Origin of the sequence: Flavobacterium sp. DSR3-2 (assembly GCF_049896525.1) — a bacterium.
GTDB lineage: Bacteria > Bacteroidota > Bacteroidia > Flavobacteriales > Flavobacteriaceae > Flavobacterium.
The window spans coordinates 169,903-185,736 of sequence record NZ_JAFCUM010000001.1 but is presented as its reverse complement, the minus strand read 5'-3'; the positions used below and the strand labels follow the sequence as shown (position 1 = coordinate 185,736).

General features: G+C 33.8%; 16 protein-coding genes. 10 read left to right on the top strand and 6 right to left on the bottom strand.

The window, feature by feature from the left end; translation table 11 throughout:
- Positions 1-73 precede the first annotated feature (73 nt).
- From hemW to ACP7AV_RS00765, 5 genes are all read left to right on the top strand, one after another.
- Positions 74-1,207: a radical SAM family heme chaperone HemW gene (hemW, locus tag ACP7AV_RS00785; protein ID WP_426090378.1), complete on the top strand. Its 1,134-nt coding sequence runs from the start codon at positions 74-76 to the stop codon at positions 1,205-1,207.
- Between the two features lie 91 nt (positions 1,208-1,298).
- Positions 1,299-2,069 carry a cyclase family protein gene (locus ACP7AV_RS00780; protein WP_426090377.1) on the top strand — a complete coding sequence of 257 codons (771 nt, stop codon included), beginning with the start codon at positions 1,299-1,301 and terminating at the stop codon, positions 2,067-2,069.
- Positions 2,063-2,464: a GNAT family N-acetyltransferase gene (locus ACP7AV_RS00775; RefSeq protein WP_426090376.1), complete on the top strand. Its 402-nt coding sequence runs from the start codon at positions 2,063-2,065 to the stop codon at positions 2,462-2,464. Before ACP7AV_RS00780 ends, ACP7AV_RS00775 begins: the two co-directional genes overlap by 7 nt.
- Positions 2,465-2,483: 19 nt before the next feature.
- Positions 2,484-2,855: an MmcQ/YjbR family DNA-binding protein gene (locus ACP7AV_RS00770; protein ID WP_426090375.1), complete on the top strand. Its 372-nt coding sequence runs from the start codon at positions 2,484-2,486 to the stop codon at positions 2,853-2,855.
- Between the two features lie 68 nt (positions 2,856-2,923).
- Positions 2,924-3,634 (top strand): PH domain-containing protein, encoded by a 711-nt coding sequence (locus tag ACP7AV_RS00765; protein WP_426090374.1) that lies wholly within the window; start codon positions 2,924-2,926, stop codon positions 3,632-3,634.
- Between the two features lie 75 nt (positions 3,635-3,709).
- Here ACP7AV_RS00765 and ACP7AV_RS00760 read toward each other — a convergent pair whose 3' ends face one another.
- From ACP7AV_RS00760 to ACP7AV_RS00750, 3 genes are all read right to left on the bottom strand, one after another.
- Positions 3,710-4,810: a DUF4407 domain-containing protein gene (locus ACP7AV_RS00760; RefSeq protein WP_426090373.1), complete on the bottom strand. Its 1,101-nt coding sequence runs from the start codon at positions 4,808-4,810 to the stop codon at positions 3,710-3,712.
- 185 nt (positions 4,811-4,995) lie between these two features.
- Positions 4,996-6,597, bottom strand: coding sequence for a phosphoenolpyruvate carboxykinase (ATP) (pckA, locus tag ACP7AV_RS00755; RefSeq protein ID WP_426090372.1), 1,602 nt, complete (start codon positions 6,595-6,597; stop codon positions 4,996-4,998).
- A 73-nt stretch (positions 6,598-6,670) separates the two neighbouring features.
- On the bottom strand, positions 6,671-7,063 hold the full coding sequence (locus ACP7AV_RS00750) for a DUF423 domain-containing protein (protein WP_426062735.1): 393 nt from the start codon (positions 7,061-7,063) through the stop codon (positions 6,671-6,673).
- Between the two features lie 178 nt (positions 7,064-7,241).
- Between ACP7AV_RS00750 and ACP7AV_RS00745 the strand changes: the two genes are divergently transcribed.
- The 5 genes from ACP7AV_RS00745 (at position 7,242) to ACP7AV_RS00725 (ending at position 13,148) form a co-directional block, all read left to right on the top strand.
- Positions 7,242-8,612 carry a saccharopine dehydrogenase family protein gene (locus ACP7AV_RS00745; RefSeq protein WP_426090371.1) on the top strand — a complete coding sequence of 457 codons (1,371 nt, stop codon included), beginning with the start codon at positions 7,242-7,244 and terminating at the stop codon, positions 8,610-8,612.
- 391 nt (positions 8,613-9,003) lie between these two features.
- The gene (locus ACP7AV_RS00740; RefSeq protein ID WP_426090370.1) at positions 9,004-9,915 is read left to right on the top strand and encodes an ABC transporter substrate-binding protein; all 912 of its coding nucleotides are present in this window, start codon (positions 9,004-9,006) and stop codon (positions 9,913-9,915) included.
- A gap of 493 nt (positions 9,916-10,408) precedes the next feature.
- A complete protein-coding gene (locus ACP7AV_RS00735) occupies positions 10,409-11,392 on the top strand; it encodes a DUF4238 domain-containing protein (protein ID WP_426090369.1) in 984 nt (327 codons plus the stop codon).
- Positions 11,393-11,553: 161 nt separating this feature from the next.
- Positions 11,554-11,973, top strand: a complete 420-nt coding sequence (locus ACP7AV_RS00730) for a hypothetical protein (protein WP_426090368.1) — start codon at positions 11,554-11,556, stop codon at positions 11,971-11,973.
- Positions 11,974-12,146: 173 nt separating this feature from the next.
- Positions 12,147-13,148: a 5'-nucleotidase gene (locus ACP7AV_RS00725; RefSeq protein ID WP_426090367.1), complete on the top strand. Its 1,002-nt coding sequence runs from the start codon at positions 12,147-12,149 to the stop codon at positions 13,146-13,148.
- 181 nt (positions 13,149-13,329) lie between these two features.
- Here the strand turns inward: ACP7AV_RS00725 and ACP7AV_RS00720 are convergent, their stop codons facing one another.
- The 3 genes from ACP7AV_RS00720 to ACP7AV_RS00710 are packed head-to-tail and all read right to left on the bottom strand — an operon-like array spanning position 13,330 to position 15,599.
- Complete coding sequence (locus ACP7AV_RS00720) at positions 13,330-14,793, bottom strand: energy transducer TonB (protein ID WP_426090366.1); 1,464 nt, start codon at positions 14,791-14,793, stop codon at positions 13,330-13,332.
- The gene (locus tag ACP7AV_RS00715) at positions 14,790-15,164 is read right to left on the bottom strand and encodes a BlaI/MecI/CopY family transcriptional regulator (RefSeq protein ID WP_426090365.1); all 375 of its coding nucleotides are present in this window, start codon (positions 15,162-15,164) and stop codon (positions 14,790-14,792) included. The genes ACP7AV_RS00720 and ACP7AV_RS00715 overlap by 4 nt, the downstream gene beginning before the upstream one ends.
- A 9-nt stretch (positions 15,165-15,173) precedes the next feature.
- Positions 15,174-15,599, bottom strand: a complete 426-nt coding sequence (locus ACP7AV_RS00710) for a hypothetical protein (protein WP_426090364.1) — start codon at positions 15,597-15,599, stop codon at positions 15,174-15,176.
- Positions 15,600-15,834: the final 235 nt, after the last annotated feature.

The following is a 15,834-nucleotide window of genomic DNA, read 5'->3' as shown; positions in this document are numbered from 1 at the left end:
ATTACTAAATAACTGCTCACTAAACACTTTCTCAAGACTGGATACTAAAAAACTGAACACTGAACACTAATAAATGAGCGGAATCTATATCCATATCCCTTTTTGCAAGCAGGCGTGTCATTACTGCGACTTTCATTTTTCGACTTCGATGAAGAAGAAAGAAGAGATGGTTTTGGCTATTGCGAAAGAAATTCAGATGCGTAAAAATGAATTTAAAAACGAAATTGTTGAGACTATTTATTTTGGCGGAGGAACGCCAAGTGTTTTAACTTCCGAAGAAATTAATTTCCTGATTGCTGAAGTGTATAAAAACTATTCTGTTGCAGAAAATCCTGAAATTACACTAGAAGCCAATCCTGATGATTTGTCAAGTCACCGAATAATTGAATTGTCTGAAAGCAAAATTAACCGGTTAAGCATTGGAATCCAATCTTTTTTTGAAGATGATTTACAAATGATGAACCGTGCTCACAATTCGGCGGAAGCCAGAAAATGCCTTGAAGTAGCAACTCAATATTTCGACAATATTTCCGTTGATTTAATCTATGGAATTCCGGGAATGAGCAACGAGAAATGGAAGCAAAATATTGAAACAGCCTGGTCTTTCGGGATTCCGCATATTTCCAGTTACGCGTTGACGGTAGAGCCAAAAACGGCTTTGAATAAACTAATTCAAACCGGTAAAATTGCAGCTCCAAAAGATGAAGTTGCTCAAGAACATTTTGCTATTTTGGTCGAAATGCTCGAAGTAAATGATTTTATTCATTATGAATTATCGAATTTTGGAAAGTCAACTTTTATTTCCAAGAATAATTCGGCGTATTGGTTGGGGAAAAAATACATTGGAATTGGTCCTTCGGCGCACAGTTATGATGGCATCTCGAGAAGTTGGAATGTGTCGAATAATTCCCTTTATTTAAAATCCATTCAAGAAGATAAATTGCCCAACGAAATAGAAATCCTTTCAATTAATGACCGTTACAACGAATATATTATGACGGGTTTACGTACGATTTGGGGAGTTTCTTTGGATAGAATTAAAACTGAATTTGGAACTGAATATTTGGAATATCTGGACAAACAGGCGCAGAAATTTCTTGATGATGATTTAGTTTTTATCGAAAACAATATTTTGAAGACAACACCGAAAGGAAAATTTTTGACAGATGGAATTGCAAGTGATTTGTTTTACTTAAATTTGGAATAACATAAACCACTAAGAACGCAAAGATGGCGCAAAGTCCACGATGCTTTGTGATCTTGGTGATAATCTTAGTGCCCTTCGTGGTTGAATAATTATGATAGCAACTATTGATAACTTTAAAGTCGATTTATCAAAACCCATTGATATTTCGATTCCGTTGACGAATACGGATGAGAATCCAATTGCGTGGTATATCGAGAAACCAGTCATTGAACCGGTAGTTTTTGGGGATTGGATTGGGAAAGTTTCGGAAGGAAAATCTTCTACTAATTTCAATAATATTTTCTTCAATCCACACGGACATGGAACGCACACCGAATGTCTGGGTCATATAACAAGAGAATTTTACAGCATAAATCAATCGTTGAAACAATTTTTATTTTTGGCTGAATTGATTTCGGTTGAGCCGGAATTGCAAGGAGAAGATTTGGTGATTACATTGGATAACATCGCGACTGCGCTCGATTTGACGCTAAAGTTAGGTGTTCCAAAAGAAGCCCTAATTATTAGAACTCTACCTAATTTTAAAATAAAAAAATCTTTAAAATATTCGAATACGAATCCGCCTTATCTAAATGAAGAGGCGGCGCGTTTTATTCGCGAAATCGGAATTCAGCATTTATTAATTGATTTGCCAAGTGTTGATAAAGAAAAAGATGAAGGAAAATTATTGGCGCACAAAGCTTTTTGGAATGTAAAAGATGTCAATAATCTGAATGCAGATGCCAGATTGAATTGTACGATTACCGAGATGATTTTTGTAGATGAAGAAGTGAAAGATGGCAGTTATTTATTGAATTTACAAATTGCGTCTTTTGAAAATGATGCCAGTCCCAGTAAACCAATACTATATGATATATGGTAACCGTTTCAAATGATAAAAATAAACTAAACGTTATGTTTATTCAGCAGTTTCTGAAAGATACATATTGGGCAAAAGGAAGGACAATGACTGAAGTTCAAATCACGATTGATAATTCATTTTGTTTTGGGATCTATTTAAATGAAAAGCAAATTGGTTTCGCACGTGTAATTACTGATTATGTGGTTTTCGCTTATGTAATGGATGTTTTTATTGTTGAAGAACATCGAGGGAAAGGGTATTCCTCGATTCTAATAAACAGTATGATTACAGAACCTAAACTGAAAGAGGTTAAAATTTGGAGATTAGCTACTTTAGACGCTCATTTTTTATATCAGAAATTTGGTTTTAAAGCATTGGAAAATCCAGAAAAAATGATGGAAAAGAAAATAATTTGAATGAAAATAATTTCATAAAATGAACTTAGAAACATACTACGAATATTCGCTTTCCAAAAAAGGAGTGACGGAACATTTTCCTTTTGATGAAGATACATTGGTGTTTAAAGTGGGTGGAAAAATGTTTGCATTGTCTTCTTTAAGTCAGTGGGAAAAAGGACAGCCATCAGTTAATTTAAAATGTGATCCAGAGCGTGCTCAGGAATTGCGCGCTGAATACGATGCTATTCAACCGGGTTTTCACATGAGTAAAACCCATTGGAATACAATTGCTGTAAATGAATCAGTTGCGGATGCATTAGTCAAAGTGTTAATTGATCATTCCTATGAATTGGTTTTCAAAAGTTTAACAAAGAAATTACAAAACGAAATTCAAGAATTTGACAATTAGGCATTACTTTTGCGAATAAATTAGGATTAAAATTATAAATACTTACTGAAATAAATTCAGCATATCACATGAAAGAACAATTTAAAAAGTTTTTAAACGAAGAACAAGACCCAAAAGCCATTGAAAAAATCGCTTCAAAGCTAAGTGATTTATTGATGAAAAATGAAGAAATCGGATATATTGCTGTTCAAAAAAAACCAGCGATTACTGTTTTGCCGGATAGTATTGTGATGACGAATAAAAGAATTATCATTTGTCAGCCCAAAAATCTGGGACTATCGATGAATTTTATTGATTACACTTGGGATGAGGTTGAAGGAACTTTTGTGAAAGAAAATATTTTGGGTTCTGAGTTTTCATTTACGACCCGAACAAACATGGAAGTTTCTATTGATTATATTCCTAAAATCCAAGCGCGCAAGATTTTTACGTATGCTAAAGAACAATTGGATATACTAAAAGTTGGTTCTGTATTAAACGCAACAATAATGGATGAAGTTCCGGTTGTTCCAATCGAAGAAGTGGAAATTATCGAAGAAATGGAAACAGAAGAAGTGACAAGTTTTGCTGAAATAATGCCGGTTTCACAACCTAATTTTACTGTTGAAAATCAGGAATTTGAGGAGGTTGCGGTAACGTCAAAAGACAAATCATTAAGTGATTTTTCGCAAGACGAACTTTTTGAAAAATTGCAGAATTATAAAAAATTGTTAGATAACGGATTGATTTTACAAGGCGAATACGACGCTTTCAAAAAAGAAATTTTGAGTTACATGTAATTAGTCTTAAAGTCGAAAGTCCTAAAGTCAAAAGATATTTACTTCCTTTTGACTTTAGGACTTTCGACTTTCGACTTAAAGTGTTCTTTTCTGCTTTTCTACAAAATTATTGGATTGTAATTCTAATAAATCGGTAGCATTTTTTCGTTGTAAATCATACAATTTGGTGTCGTCAGCAATATCTCCGTAGACTTTATCATGCATTGTAGCACTAGTTTTTACGAGCAAAGTACGTTGGTATTTGTCTTGCTCGATTGTTGCTTTCAACGCTGTTTCCAGATCTTCTAATTTATAGTCGTATTCGCCTTTTGGAGATAAAAGTTTTGCAATAATAGGGGAAGTTTCTATAGCGAGAAATAACAACATAATGAAAAATGAAGGCAACCAAGGTAATTTGTCCAAGGCGTTTATTCGTGCCATTAAACCATCAAATCCATCAATTATAGGTTGGGTTTCGGTGACTTTCTTGTCTAAATTGGTTTGTAGCGTTTTTGTATTTTTATCCATTTCAGCAATTTTAGCTAAGTTGGTTTTTTGTAAAGTGTCCAGTTCCTTTTTGGCCAGATCATGTTTGGCGATTTTTTCTTTAAAAACAGGACCTTTCCCTAATTTTTTCGTTCCTGCAGTTCCTTCTGCTTCGGTGATGTAGGTTTCATAAAGTGTATTAACTTCTTTCTCTTTCTTTGTGATTTCCGATTTCAAACTGGCTATTTCAGCTTTGTTTTTATCCAAATCTGATTTGAAATAATTGGCCACTTCTTTTTTATTATTCAAAGCCATCACATTTTTTTCTTTCAATAAAACGGTATTGATTTCTTTTTCGAAAATTTTAATTTCCAATGGTTTCGAAATCACTATAGCAATGATTACCGCTAAAATAATTCTGGGCGTAGCCTGCAGAAATTCACTTCCAAATTTATCTCTTTTTCGAATTGTTGAAACAATAAAACGATCGAGGTTAAAAATGAGCAAACTCCAAACGATACCAAATGCGATTGCGGGATAAATGCTGTCAAAAACGGTAAAAAGCGCATACGAGCTGGCAAGAAAAGCCATGACCGCAGTAAAGAAAACGGTGGCGCCAATGCCTACATATTTGGTTTGTTCGCCTTCGGAACAGCCCTCAAGAAGATCCTTGTCGGCTCCGGAGCAAAGAATGAAAAATTGTTTTAACATGATTTATGATTTTTTGATTGATTGCTTCGCCAGTTCGCCTGTCGAGTTCCTGTGGTAATTACAAATTTAACGCCAAAAAATGAATATTGGTATATGTGGCTGAGATGTTTTTAATTAGCCTTTTGTATATACAAATAGAGCCGCTCTTTACGAACGGCTCTAGAGCTTTTTGAATTATAATTAACTTAAGCTAAAGGAGCTCCTGCCATAATTTCAGCATTAGCAAATTCTTCAAATTTGGCGAAATTATCTTTAAATTTTTGGGCTAACTCTACTGCTTTTTTATCGTATTGTTCTGGGTCTTCCCATGTATTTCTAGGATTCAATATTTCACTAGGAACATTTGGACAGGTTTGCGGTTTTGCAATGCCAAATACTGCGTGATTTTCGTAAGCCACATCGTCCAATTCTCCGTTTAAGGCGGCGGTGATCATGGCTCGCGTGTATTTTAATTTCATTCGACTTCCTACTCCGTAAGGTCCTCCTGTCCAGCCTGTATTGATTAACCACACTTTTACATTGGCATCTTTCATTTTTTTGCTCAACATTTCCGCATATTTAGTTGGGTGTAATGGCATAAATGGTGCGCCGAAACAAGCAGAAAAATTAGGTTGCGGTTCTGTAATTCCGGCTTCTGTACCCGCAACTTTCGCAGTATATCCTGATATAAAATGGTATGCTGCCTGTCCTGGGGTTAGTTTTGAAATTGGAGGTAATATTCCGAACGAATCGGCAGTCAAGAAAAATATATTTTTTGGATTTTCGCCGATAGATCCTGGTTGAATATTATCAATATGATAAATAGGATAACTCACTCTGGTGTTTTGTGTGATGGAAATGTCCTCAAAATCAACTTCATTAGTATCTTTTTTAAATACTACATTTTCCAGGATTGCTCCTTTTTTTATAGCGCGGAAAATATCTGGTTCATTTTCTTCAGAAAGGTTTATCACTTTCGCGTAACAGCCTCCTTCAAAGTTGAAAACGGTATTTTCATTTGTCCAGCCATGTTCGTCGTCACCAATTAATTTTCTGTTAGGATCAGCTGATAAAGTTGTTTTTCCGGTTCCTGATAATCCAAAGAAGATAGCTGTATCACCATCTTTCCCAACGTTGGCACTACAGTGCATTGGTAACGTATTTTTGAAAACTGGCAAAATGAAATTCAAGGCAGAGAAAATTCCCTTTTTCATTTCACCTGTATATCCGGTTCCGCCTATTAAAACTATTTTCCGTGTAAAATCAAGAATTGCAAAATTGCTCTGACGTGTTCCGTCTATAATTGGATCTGCCATAAAGCTAGGCACGCAAAGTAAAGTCCATTCTGGGTCGAAGTCTGCTAATTCTTCCGTTTCAGGTCTTAAAAACATATTGTAACAAAATAAATTTGCCCAAGGCGTTTCTGTGACTACTCTAACATTTAATCTGTAATTTGGATCAGCGCATACGTATGAATCTCTTACATAAACTTCTCTGTTAGATAAGTAGGAAGTTACTTTGTTGTAAAGCGCTTCAAACGCAGCTGGTTCAAAAGGGATATTTACTTTTCCCCACCAAACTTTATTTTCACTGATGCTATCTTTTACTATATATCGGTCTTGCGGAGAACGGCCAGTATATTCGCCTGTATTAACTGCTAAAGCGCCTGTTGAGCTTTCAACTCCTTGACCTGATTTTATTGTTATGTCGTGTAATTCTTCAGGGGATAACTGGTAATGAATTTTTGCATTTTCAATTCCTAATTCTTTTAACGAAATCGATTGCGAGAAAAGTGTGTTATTGTCCATAAATTTATTGTTGTAGTTACTTTTTTATAGGCAGCAAAAATAGAAATTATATTTCAGTTAGCCTTTGATTCTTTTAATTTTGTGCTTTTTTATTTAAAGAAGATGCCAATAAAACACCCCAAGCCATTATTAACAGTAGTCCGCCGATGGGTGTCAGAAATCCAATTGATTTAAAATCAAAAGCAGTAAGGTCGTTTGTAGCCAATAAATAAATAGAGCCGGAGAATAAAATTACACCAAAAACGACTAAGAAGCAGATTGTTTTTTTTGTTTTTTCAGTGACGTTGTCCAGTAGTCCTATGAACAATAAAAACAGCGCATGGTACATTTGGTAGCGAACGCCAGTTTCAAAAGTAACTAATTGCTCGATAGAGAGTACTTTTTTTAAGGCGTGTGCTCCAAAAGCACCTAAAATTATAGCGATCATGCCTAGAATGGCTGCTGTGATAATTAATTTTCTTTTCATTATGCTAGTCTTTACTGCAAAAGTATTTCATCTCAAATGAATTTAAAAGTATTTACAATTATTGTTTTACTTTCTTACCGTTAAATAGTACAAATGCCTATTTATTTAACCCAAAATATTTCACTTCAATTTGTTATAAATACAACATTTTTGTATGTTTGTGTTATAAATAAAAAAAATGAAAACAATTTTAATCATTGGGGCAGGAAGATCAGCTTCGTCTCTAATTCAGTATCTTTTAAATAAATCTGAAAAAGAGAATTTGCATCTTGTTATAGGTGATTTGTCTTTGGCTTTAGCCCAAAAAAAGACGAACAATCACGCCAATGCAACGGCTATTGCGTTGGATATTTTTGATGAAGATCAAAGAAAAAAAGCGATTCAAATTGCTGATATTGTCATTTCGATGTTGCCGGCTCATTTGCATATTCAAGTGGCCAAAGATTGTATTATTTATAAAAAACATCTTGTTACCGCTTCGTACGTGAGTGATGCTATGCAGCAATTAGATGCGGCGGCGAAAGAGAATAATCTCATTTTCATGAACGAAATTGGGCTAGATCCTGGGATTGACCACATGAGTGCCATGAAAGTGATTGATGAAATAAAGGATAAAGGAGGAAAGATACTTCTTTTTGAGTCATTTTGTGGTGGACTGGTTGCGCCAGAATCCGATACCAATCTCTGGAATTATAAATTTACGTGGGCGCCACGCAATGTGGTTTTGGCAGGACAAGGAGGCGCTGCCAAATTTATTCAGGAAGGAACGTATAAATACATACCGTACTGTAATTTGTTTCGAAGAACCGAGTTTTTGCAGGTGGAAGGATATGGGCGATTTGAAGGCTATTCGAATCGGGATTCCCTAAAATACCGAAGTGTCTATGGTTTAGATAATATACTTACTTTATACAGAGGAACAATCCGAAGAGTCGGTTTTTCTAAAGCTTGGAATATGTTTGTGCAATTAGGAATGACAGATGACAGTTACGTCATGGAGGATTCTGAAAACATGAGTTACAGGGAATTTGTGAATTCTTTCTTGCCGTATCATCCAACGGATTCAGTGGAAATTAAGACTCGTTTGATTCTTAAAATTGATCAGGATGATATTATGTGGGACAAATTGTTGGAACTCGATTTGTTCAATCCAAACAAAAAAGTAAGTTTGAAGAATGCCACTCCGGCACAAATTCTGGAAAAAATCTTGACTGATAGTTGGACGCTCCAGCAAGATGATAAAGATATGATTGTCATGTATCACAAATTTGGATACGAATTAAATGGCAAAAAAGAACAAATTGATTCCAAAATGGTTTGCATTGGCGACGACCAGACGTATACAGCGATGGCAAAAACAGTAGGCTTACCTGTTGCAATGGCAACATTATTAATACTGAATGGTAAAATTACAACTCCTGGAGTTCAATTACCCATTCGTAAAGAAGTCTATGTTCCTATTTTGAAAGAATTAGAGGAATACGGTGTTGTTTTCAAGGAACAATCCATGCCGTATTTAGGATACAATCCTGATAAAGAGTTTAGTTAGTAGTTTTTTTTAGATTTGTAGTTTGATAAATCCGCTTCTTTTGAAGCGGATTTGTTTTTTAAAATTCTTTATTTATGCTGAGCGTAGCCGAAGTATGGGCGTGACCCTTCAGATTGCTTCGTCGTTCCTCCTCGCAACTTTGGGTCGGGCTGTTCGCTGCAATCTTTATGTTTTTAAAGAAAAAACATAAAGGATTTTCGCTACCATCCCTCACGCAACGCATTCTACATGTTGAGCGGTTTTTTTTACTGAATTGTAAGAAAATTTAATTATATTTGGAAAACGCAAAGCGAAACAAACTTTTGCTAATCTACCAAAATATACGTGTGCACGAAGGTTTGTTTTGGCTATTTAAAAGTAAGCAGTAATTTTAAATAAAATATACATAATAATGATTAACCTTAAACTAGCACTTGACTGGACACCCAACACAAATCACATTGGATTTTTAATCGCAAAAGAATTGGGGTTTTACAGTAAACAAGGAATAGACCTTGAGATTTTAAATCCTAAAGATGATAATTACCTGATGACACCAGGAAAAAAGTTAGAACTTGATATTGCTGACTTTGCAATTGCTCCATTTGAGACTGTAATAAGTTTGAATAATAAAGCAAATCAGGTTCATGCAATAGCGATTTATGCCATTTTGCAGGAAGATTTAAGTTCTATTGTATCACTCAAAAAATCAAATATTACAGCACCAAAATTTCTTGACGGCAAAACGTATGCCTCATACAAAGCACGTTATGAAGACTACATTGTAAAAGAAATGATAAAGAACGACGGAGGGGAAGGAGATTTGAAATTAGTTTATCCTGACAAACTTGGTATTTGGAATACTTTATTAAATGGTCAAGCTGACGCGACCTGGATTTTTGACAACTGGGAAGGTATTGAAGCAAATGGAAAGAACATTCAGTTAAACAAGTTTACATTAGATCAATTTAAAATTCCTTACTGTTATTCGCCTGTTGTATTGACAAAAAGAGAGAATTTAATACAGCACAAAGAATATTATTCGCGTTTTATAAAGGCTACAAAAAGTGGTTTCTTATTTGTGAAAAATAATCTGGAAGAATCAACAATTATTTTACAACGCAGCTTAAGTAAGTATGATCTAGAGAATATAGATATAGAAAAATCCTTATCCTTTACAATTCCTCACTTTGGTAATGAACTTAATTGTGGAATGATGGAACAAGACAAAGTCTTAAGATTTTTAGAATGGCTTGTGGATAAAGGTTTAGAAGACAAAATAATTCTTGAGCAAAATCTATTTACTAATGAATTATTTGACTAAAATTATCAGAAACAACCAGAGTTTCGTTGCTTGCGCAGCGCTAACAAAAAAACCCGGTTTGAACAGCCTTTCCTGTTTTTGCGGGGGAACCAATTGAACATCCGTTAACACTATGGAGTTTTCGTAAAGAGTTTAGAGAGAATATGAAGAGGATTTAGTGTCCTGTTTTTTTGAGAAGTGTTTTTGGGAGTGACCCTGCAGATTGCTTCGTCGTTCCTCCTGGCAACTTCGGGTCGGGCTGTTCGCTGCAATCTTTATGTTTTTAAAGAAAAAACATAAAGGATTTTCGTTGCCATCCCTCACGCAACGCATTCCAAAGACACGCTGTTTATTTTACTAAATTGTAAGAAAATTTTAATATATTTGGGAAGAAATAAACACTGCTCGCTGTCAGACCTATCTCTCTAAATGTGGGGTGATAGGTCTGATTTTATCAGACCTACATGCAAGTTGTGCGTAATACTCTGGAAAATCGTAATAAAAAGAACATTTAATGGCAAATTTAGTAAAAAGACAACATTATGTTCCTCGAACATACTTAAAACATTTTGGTTTTCTAAATGGCGCAGAGAATTTCATTAATGTTCTTCCGAACATTGAAAATGAAAACGAGAAAATATTTGAAAGGAATATTAAAAATGTTGCTTTAGAAAAAAATCTTTATACTCTTTCTGGAGAAACTATTGAACAGAAAATGGCAATAGAAAAATTTTATGCAGATGAACTAGAACAACATTATGATAAAATATACGAAATATTAATCAATCCGAATAAAATTGAAATTACTTCCGAAGAAAGAAGCTTAATTATTTCAACAGTTGTGACAATGTATTACAGAACAACAAAATGGGTAAATCTAAGTCGAAATTTAATGAGTAGAGTTTTTGCTCAAATGTTTGAACTTTGCGAGCAAACAGGTAAAGATTATTTCAATTATGAAGGAGAAAAAATCTCAATTGCTGGAAAAAGTTTGGAAGAATTCACAAAAGAGTTTAATGATGAGCGTCAACCCGGAATGATTTTAATCCAATTAGAAACAGCATTTAAACTAATTGCATTGCGAAGTAAATTTGATGCAATTGTTGTCGCAAAATTAAATAATGAAAATTGTGAATATGTTACTAGTGATAATCCTGTTGTTGCAAGTAACCCAAAAACGGAAAGAGTTGTTCCTTTTAATCACGAAAATTTATTATACCTACCTTTAGATTCAAAACATATGTTGATTTTAATTCCAGAAGTGGAAAAAGGAAATGAGAATAGAATATTCAGAAAAACATATGAAGATGTTAGAAGTAAAAGTGCAAGAATAACCTCTAACTACCAGCAAATGGCAAACTCTGAAAGATTTGTTTTTGGTTCAAAATCTAGTTTAGAGTTATATTTAAAAACGAAGTCGTTAACAGAGAAACCATTAACAGAAAAGGAAGCTAACAATGCAGATATTATTAATGAAATTTTATCTAAACTAGACTAAATTGATTAATAAAGTACTAGGAACAACAGCTGTTTTGAGCTAGCTGGAATTTAATGGAATTACCGTTTCGCATCAAGTTTTCGTTAAGCCGAAAATTGAGTGTTTACGAACTTCCAGCCATCTCAAAGTGGCATAAAGTTAGCAACCATAATAAGAAAAAAATGATACAGACATTTAAACTAAAAAAAGGTGAAATTTCCTTTGAAGCCGACAAGGTCAAAATTTCGGACAATTCAAGGAAACTAAACAGAATTCAATTATTCAGTTCAGGTATTTGGACAATTTATGGAACAATTTCTGTTTGGAGATACTTGAAAACAAGCGATCAATTCTTACTTTGGACAGGTTTATTTATTGGAATAGCACATTTTGTCATTTTCATTCTAAATCTACTTAGGTCAAATCAGAGCGAAATTTTATTTGACGATATAAAGTTTATAATGGTTAAACAAAGATTTGGAAGAGAATTTTTAGATATAAAACTTAAAAACAATAGACTTAGAAGAGTAATTGGAATTGAAAATTCACAAGATCTTGAAGAGTATGTCGAATCAAATATTGAGAACATAATAACAAAATAAATTACGGTATCTAACAGCCATTTTGAGCTAGCTATAATTTAGTGGAATTATAGTTTCGCATCAATTTTTCGTTAAGCCGAAAACTGGGCGTTTATTAAAGTCCAGCCATCTCAAAGCAGCAAAACGTTGCGCGACCGGGCAAAAATAAACCTCTTAACAATTAAGGAATAATTATGGCATTAGACTTTTCAGAAATTTTAGTAGTAGGTGTTTCTTCAAGAGCTTTATTTAATCTTGAAAAAGAAAATGAAATCTTCAAAAAGGAAAATATTGTAGGTTTTAGAAAATATCAATTAGAACACGAAGATGAATTACTTGAAAAAGGAACAGCTTTTCCATTAATACAAGCGTTATTAAAGTTAAATGACTATGTAGACCCAAAAAAACCAATTGTGGAAGTTGTGGTTATGTCCAGGAATAGTCCTGAAACTGGAGTAAGAGTATTAAAAGCAATTAAACATTATGACTTACCCTTAACAAGATGGGCTTTTTCCGGAGGTGAACCTTTATCACCTTTTTTAGATGCATTTGATATTGATTTGTTTCTTTCTAAAGACGAAAAAGAAGTACAAAAAGTTATTGATAATTCAAATTGTGCTACTGCTTTAATCTATAACGCACCTTTAGACTACAATCCCGAGACAGAACGTGTCAAATTTGCATTTGATGCTGATGCTGTAGTTTTTTCAGAAGAATCTGAACTAATATATAAAACACAAGATTTAGAAGCATTCCATAAGCACGAAGAAGAAAATGAGGATGTTCCATTAAATGAAGGTCCTTTCGCTGAGTTACTTAAAAAGTTATCCAAAATTCAAGAAAAACTTCCAATGACAATTGAATTGACTCCATTACGAATTGCAATAGTGACTGCAAGAAATGCTCCAAGTCATATGAGAGTAATCAAAACTTTAAGGCATTGGGGTGTATATGTAGATGAAGCATATTTTATGGGAGGTTTATCGAAAGATAATGTATTGAAAGCTTTTGGAGCACATATTTTCTTTGATGACCAAGAAATTCATTTAGATGGTTCTAGCAAAGTTGTACCTTGCGGTAAGGTTCTATATAAGTCTAATTCACCAATGAAAAAATACGACCAAAGAATAATTGCTGAAGAAGTATTAGAAAAAGAAATGGACAAGAAAAAGATTACTGAATCTGAAATTAAATAAAGCAAAAATCGCACAACAGCTGTTTCGATATAGATGGAATTTAGTGAAATTAAAGTTTCGCATCACCTTTTCTGCAAAGTAGAAAATTTCGAGGTGACGAATTCCCTACCATCTAAAATCCATAAAACGTTAGTTTTATAAATCCGCTTCAGAAGTAGAAGCGGATTTCTTTTTTTTACAATTACACCTTTCCAGATTGAATTGTGATTGGTAAGCTATACATTACTCTAACAGGAACGCCGTTCAGTTTTCCGGGAATCCATTTCGGGCATGTTTTCAAAACACGTATCGCTTCTTCACCGGTTCCAAAACCAATATCTCGTATGTTTTTTATGTCGCTTAAACTGCCGTCTTTTTCTACTATAAAGGTGATGTATACTTTTCCTTTTAAGTTAGGTTGTTCTGGAGTTTTAAAATTATTGCCGACAAATTTGTAAAATTCCATAATTCCTCCCGGAAAATCTGGTTTTTCGGTTATTCCAGCAGTATTATAAACTTCATTTTCCCCTTTTTGGACAAACTTATTTTCAGAATTGAATGTGTCTATTTCAATTATTTCGGGAGCTCCTTTGCTTAAAGTCGCCAGAAGTTCCTCATTTGTAGGTAATTTTTTTTGTTTTGACAAGATAGAAGGTATAGCTCTCTTTTCTACAGGAGTTAGTTCATTGTATTTTTTTTCGCTGGCGACCTTTCCTTTTTCATCTTTGATTTTAAAAGTAGTTTTGTCATAATACGTTTTAAATATATTTTCGGACTTTTTAGGAGTAGTTTCCTTTTTTACATTGGTTTCTTGTGCAGCGACTTTCGTACACAGTAAAAATAATAATGTAGCTACTATCGGCATGAGCATCGCTTTTCTTAATAAAGCTTCTGTTTTTGATGTGGTTTTTGTCATCATAAGTAATCGTTTTTTAGTTATTAAATAATTCAAATTACTGGCCAAGTAAAAAGTTTGGTTCTCGTTCGCTTTCGATAATAATAAAGATTGGTAGAACGGAACGTTGTTATACGATTTCACTACTTTCTCGTCAGCAAGAAATTCGTGGTTGAGTTGTATGGCTTTTTTGTAAAAAATAAAAATAGGGTTGAACCAGAAAACGGTTTTCAATAGTTCAATGAATAAAATATCCAAAGTGTGTTTTTGGGTTACATGCGTGAGTTCGTGCGTGTACAATTCAGCTTCAATTTGACGGTTGTTGTATTCCGTTTCGTTGATGAAAATCGTATTCAGGAAAGTGTGCGGTAGCGTTTTTTCGGGGATCAACATCAATTTGGCATTCTTATAATCAATTGCTGTATTCGACTTCATTTTAGTCGAAATCTTGATGATATTGCTGATAAAACGTACCGCCAAAATGAGCGTTACTACAGCATATAAACTCCATGATCCTATTGCCAGATAGTTTGTTTCTTCTATTATTACTGCGCTTCCTTGCAGTATTTGGATATTTCCTGGATTGATTATAGGTTGTACTATTTTCTCAATAACTTCGATGGTTATAAATGGAATCACCATCGAAAAAACAAGACTGAACAATAAGTAAAACCGATTGAATACATGCATTTTTTCTTTTTCCAAAAACAAATAATACACTGCCAGTAATACGAATAAAGTAATTGTCGATTTGATTAGAAAGTCGTTCATTTTTTCTTTTTTTGAATTTCACTGTCTATTATTTTCTTGAGATCTTCCAGTTCCGTTTGCGATAAATTAGTTTCGGTGGTAAAGAAAGAAGCAAATTGCGAAGCCGAATTGTTGAAAAAATTACTTATCAATCCGTTGACGTGTTTCGAGAAATAATCGGTTTTCTTGACCAAAGAGTAATATTCCCGAGAGTTTCCAAATTCATTATACGCTACAAATTGTTTGTCAATCATTCTTTTCAATAAAGTAGCCACGGTTGTAGTTGCCGGTTTTGGTTTTGGATAGGCTTCCAGCAAGTCTTTCATGAATGCTTTTTCGAGTTTCCAAAGGTGTTCCATTAATTGTTCTTCGGCGTTCGTTAGTTGTTGCATGTTTATTTTTTATTTGGTGTAAATTTCTTGAATTGGTATTCCTTTTTCATAAATTTTGGTTCCAAGTAAAACCCCTTCGGAGTCGTAGAATTTCCATTCTCCTGTGGGTAGCCATTCGGTTTTTGAATTTATAATGGCTTTCTTGGAAACACCTATTTGTTGAATCGTTCCAGTGTCGTGGTATTTGATGATGTGGCAACTGTTTTTTTTATACTTTTCTTTTGAAAGTAATTTATCGCTGATGAATGCTCTCCAAGTTCCTGTTTTATCTCCTTTTTTGTATCTTCCTGTTGCATTGGATTCGATGTTCATATATTTCTCACTTTCATTCCATTTACCTGTTTTTAATCCGTTTTTGGTTTGATTAATTTTACAGCCACTGAGGCTTATGCATAAAAGAATAATAATAATTTTATAAGGAGTTTGGACTTTCATATTCTACAGATTAAAACATTGCTCTACAAATGTAGAATATAAATTGAAATAAACAAATTTTTATGAAAAATATATTGGTGGTCAGGGATTTGCGTTAAGGATGGGAGTGGAAATCCTTTTTATTTTTTTGTTTCAAAAAATAAAAAGATTGAGAACGGACAGCCTGACCCGCTATTTTCAGCGGGAAACGCCCAAAAAAAATCCGCCCTGTTTAGAGCGGATGTAGTATTTAATG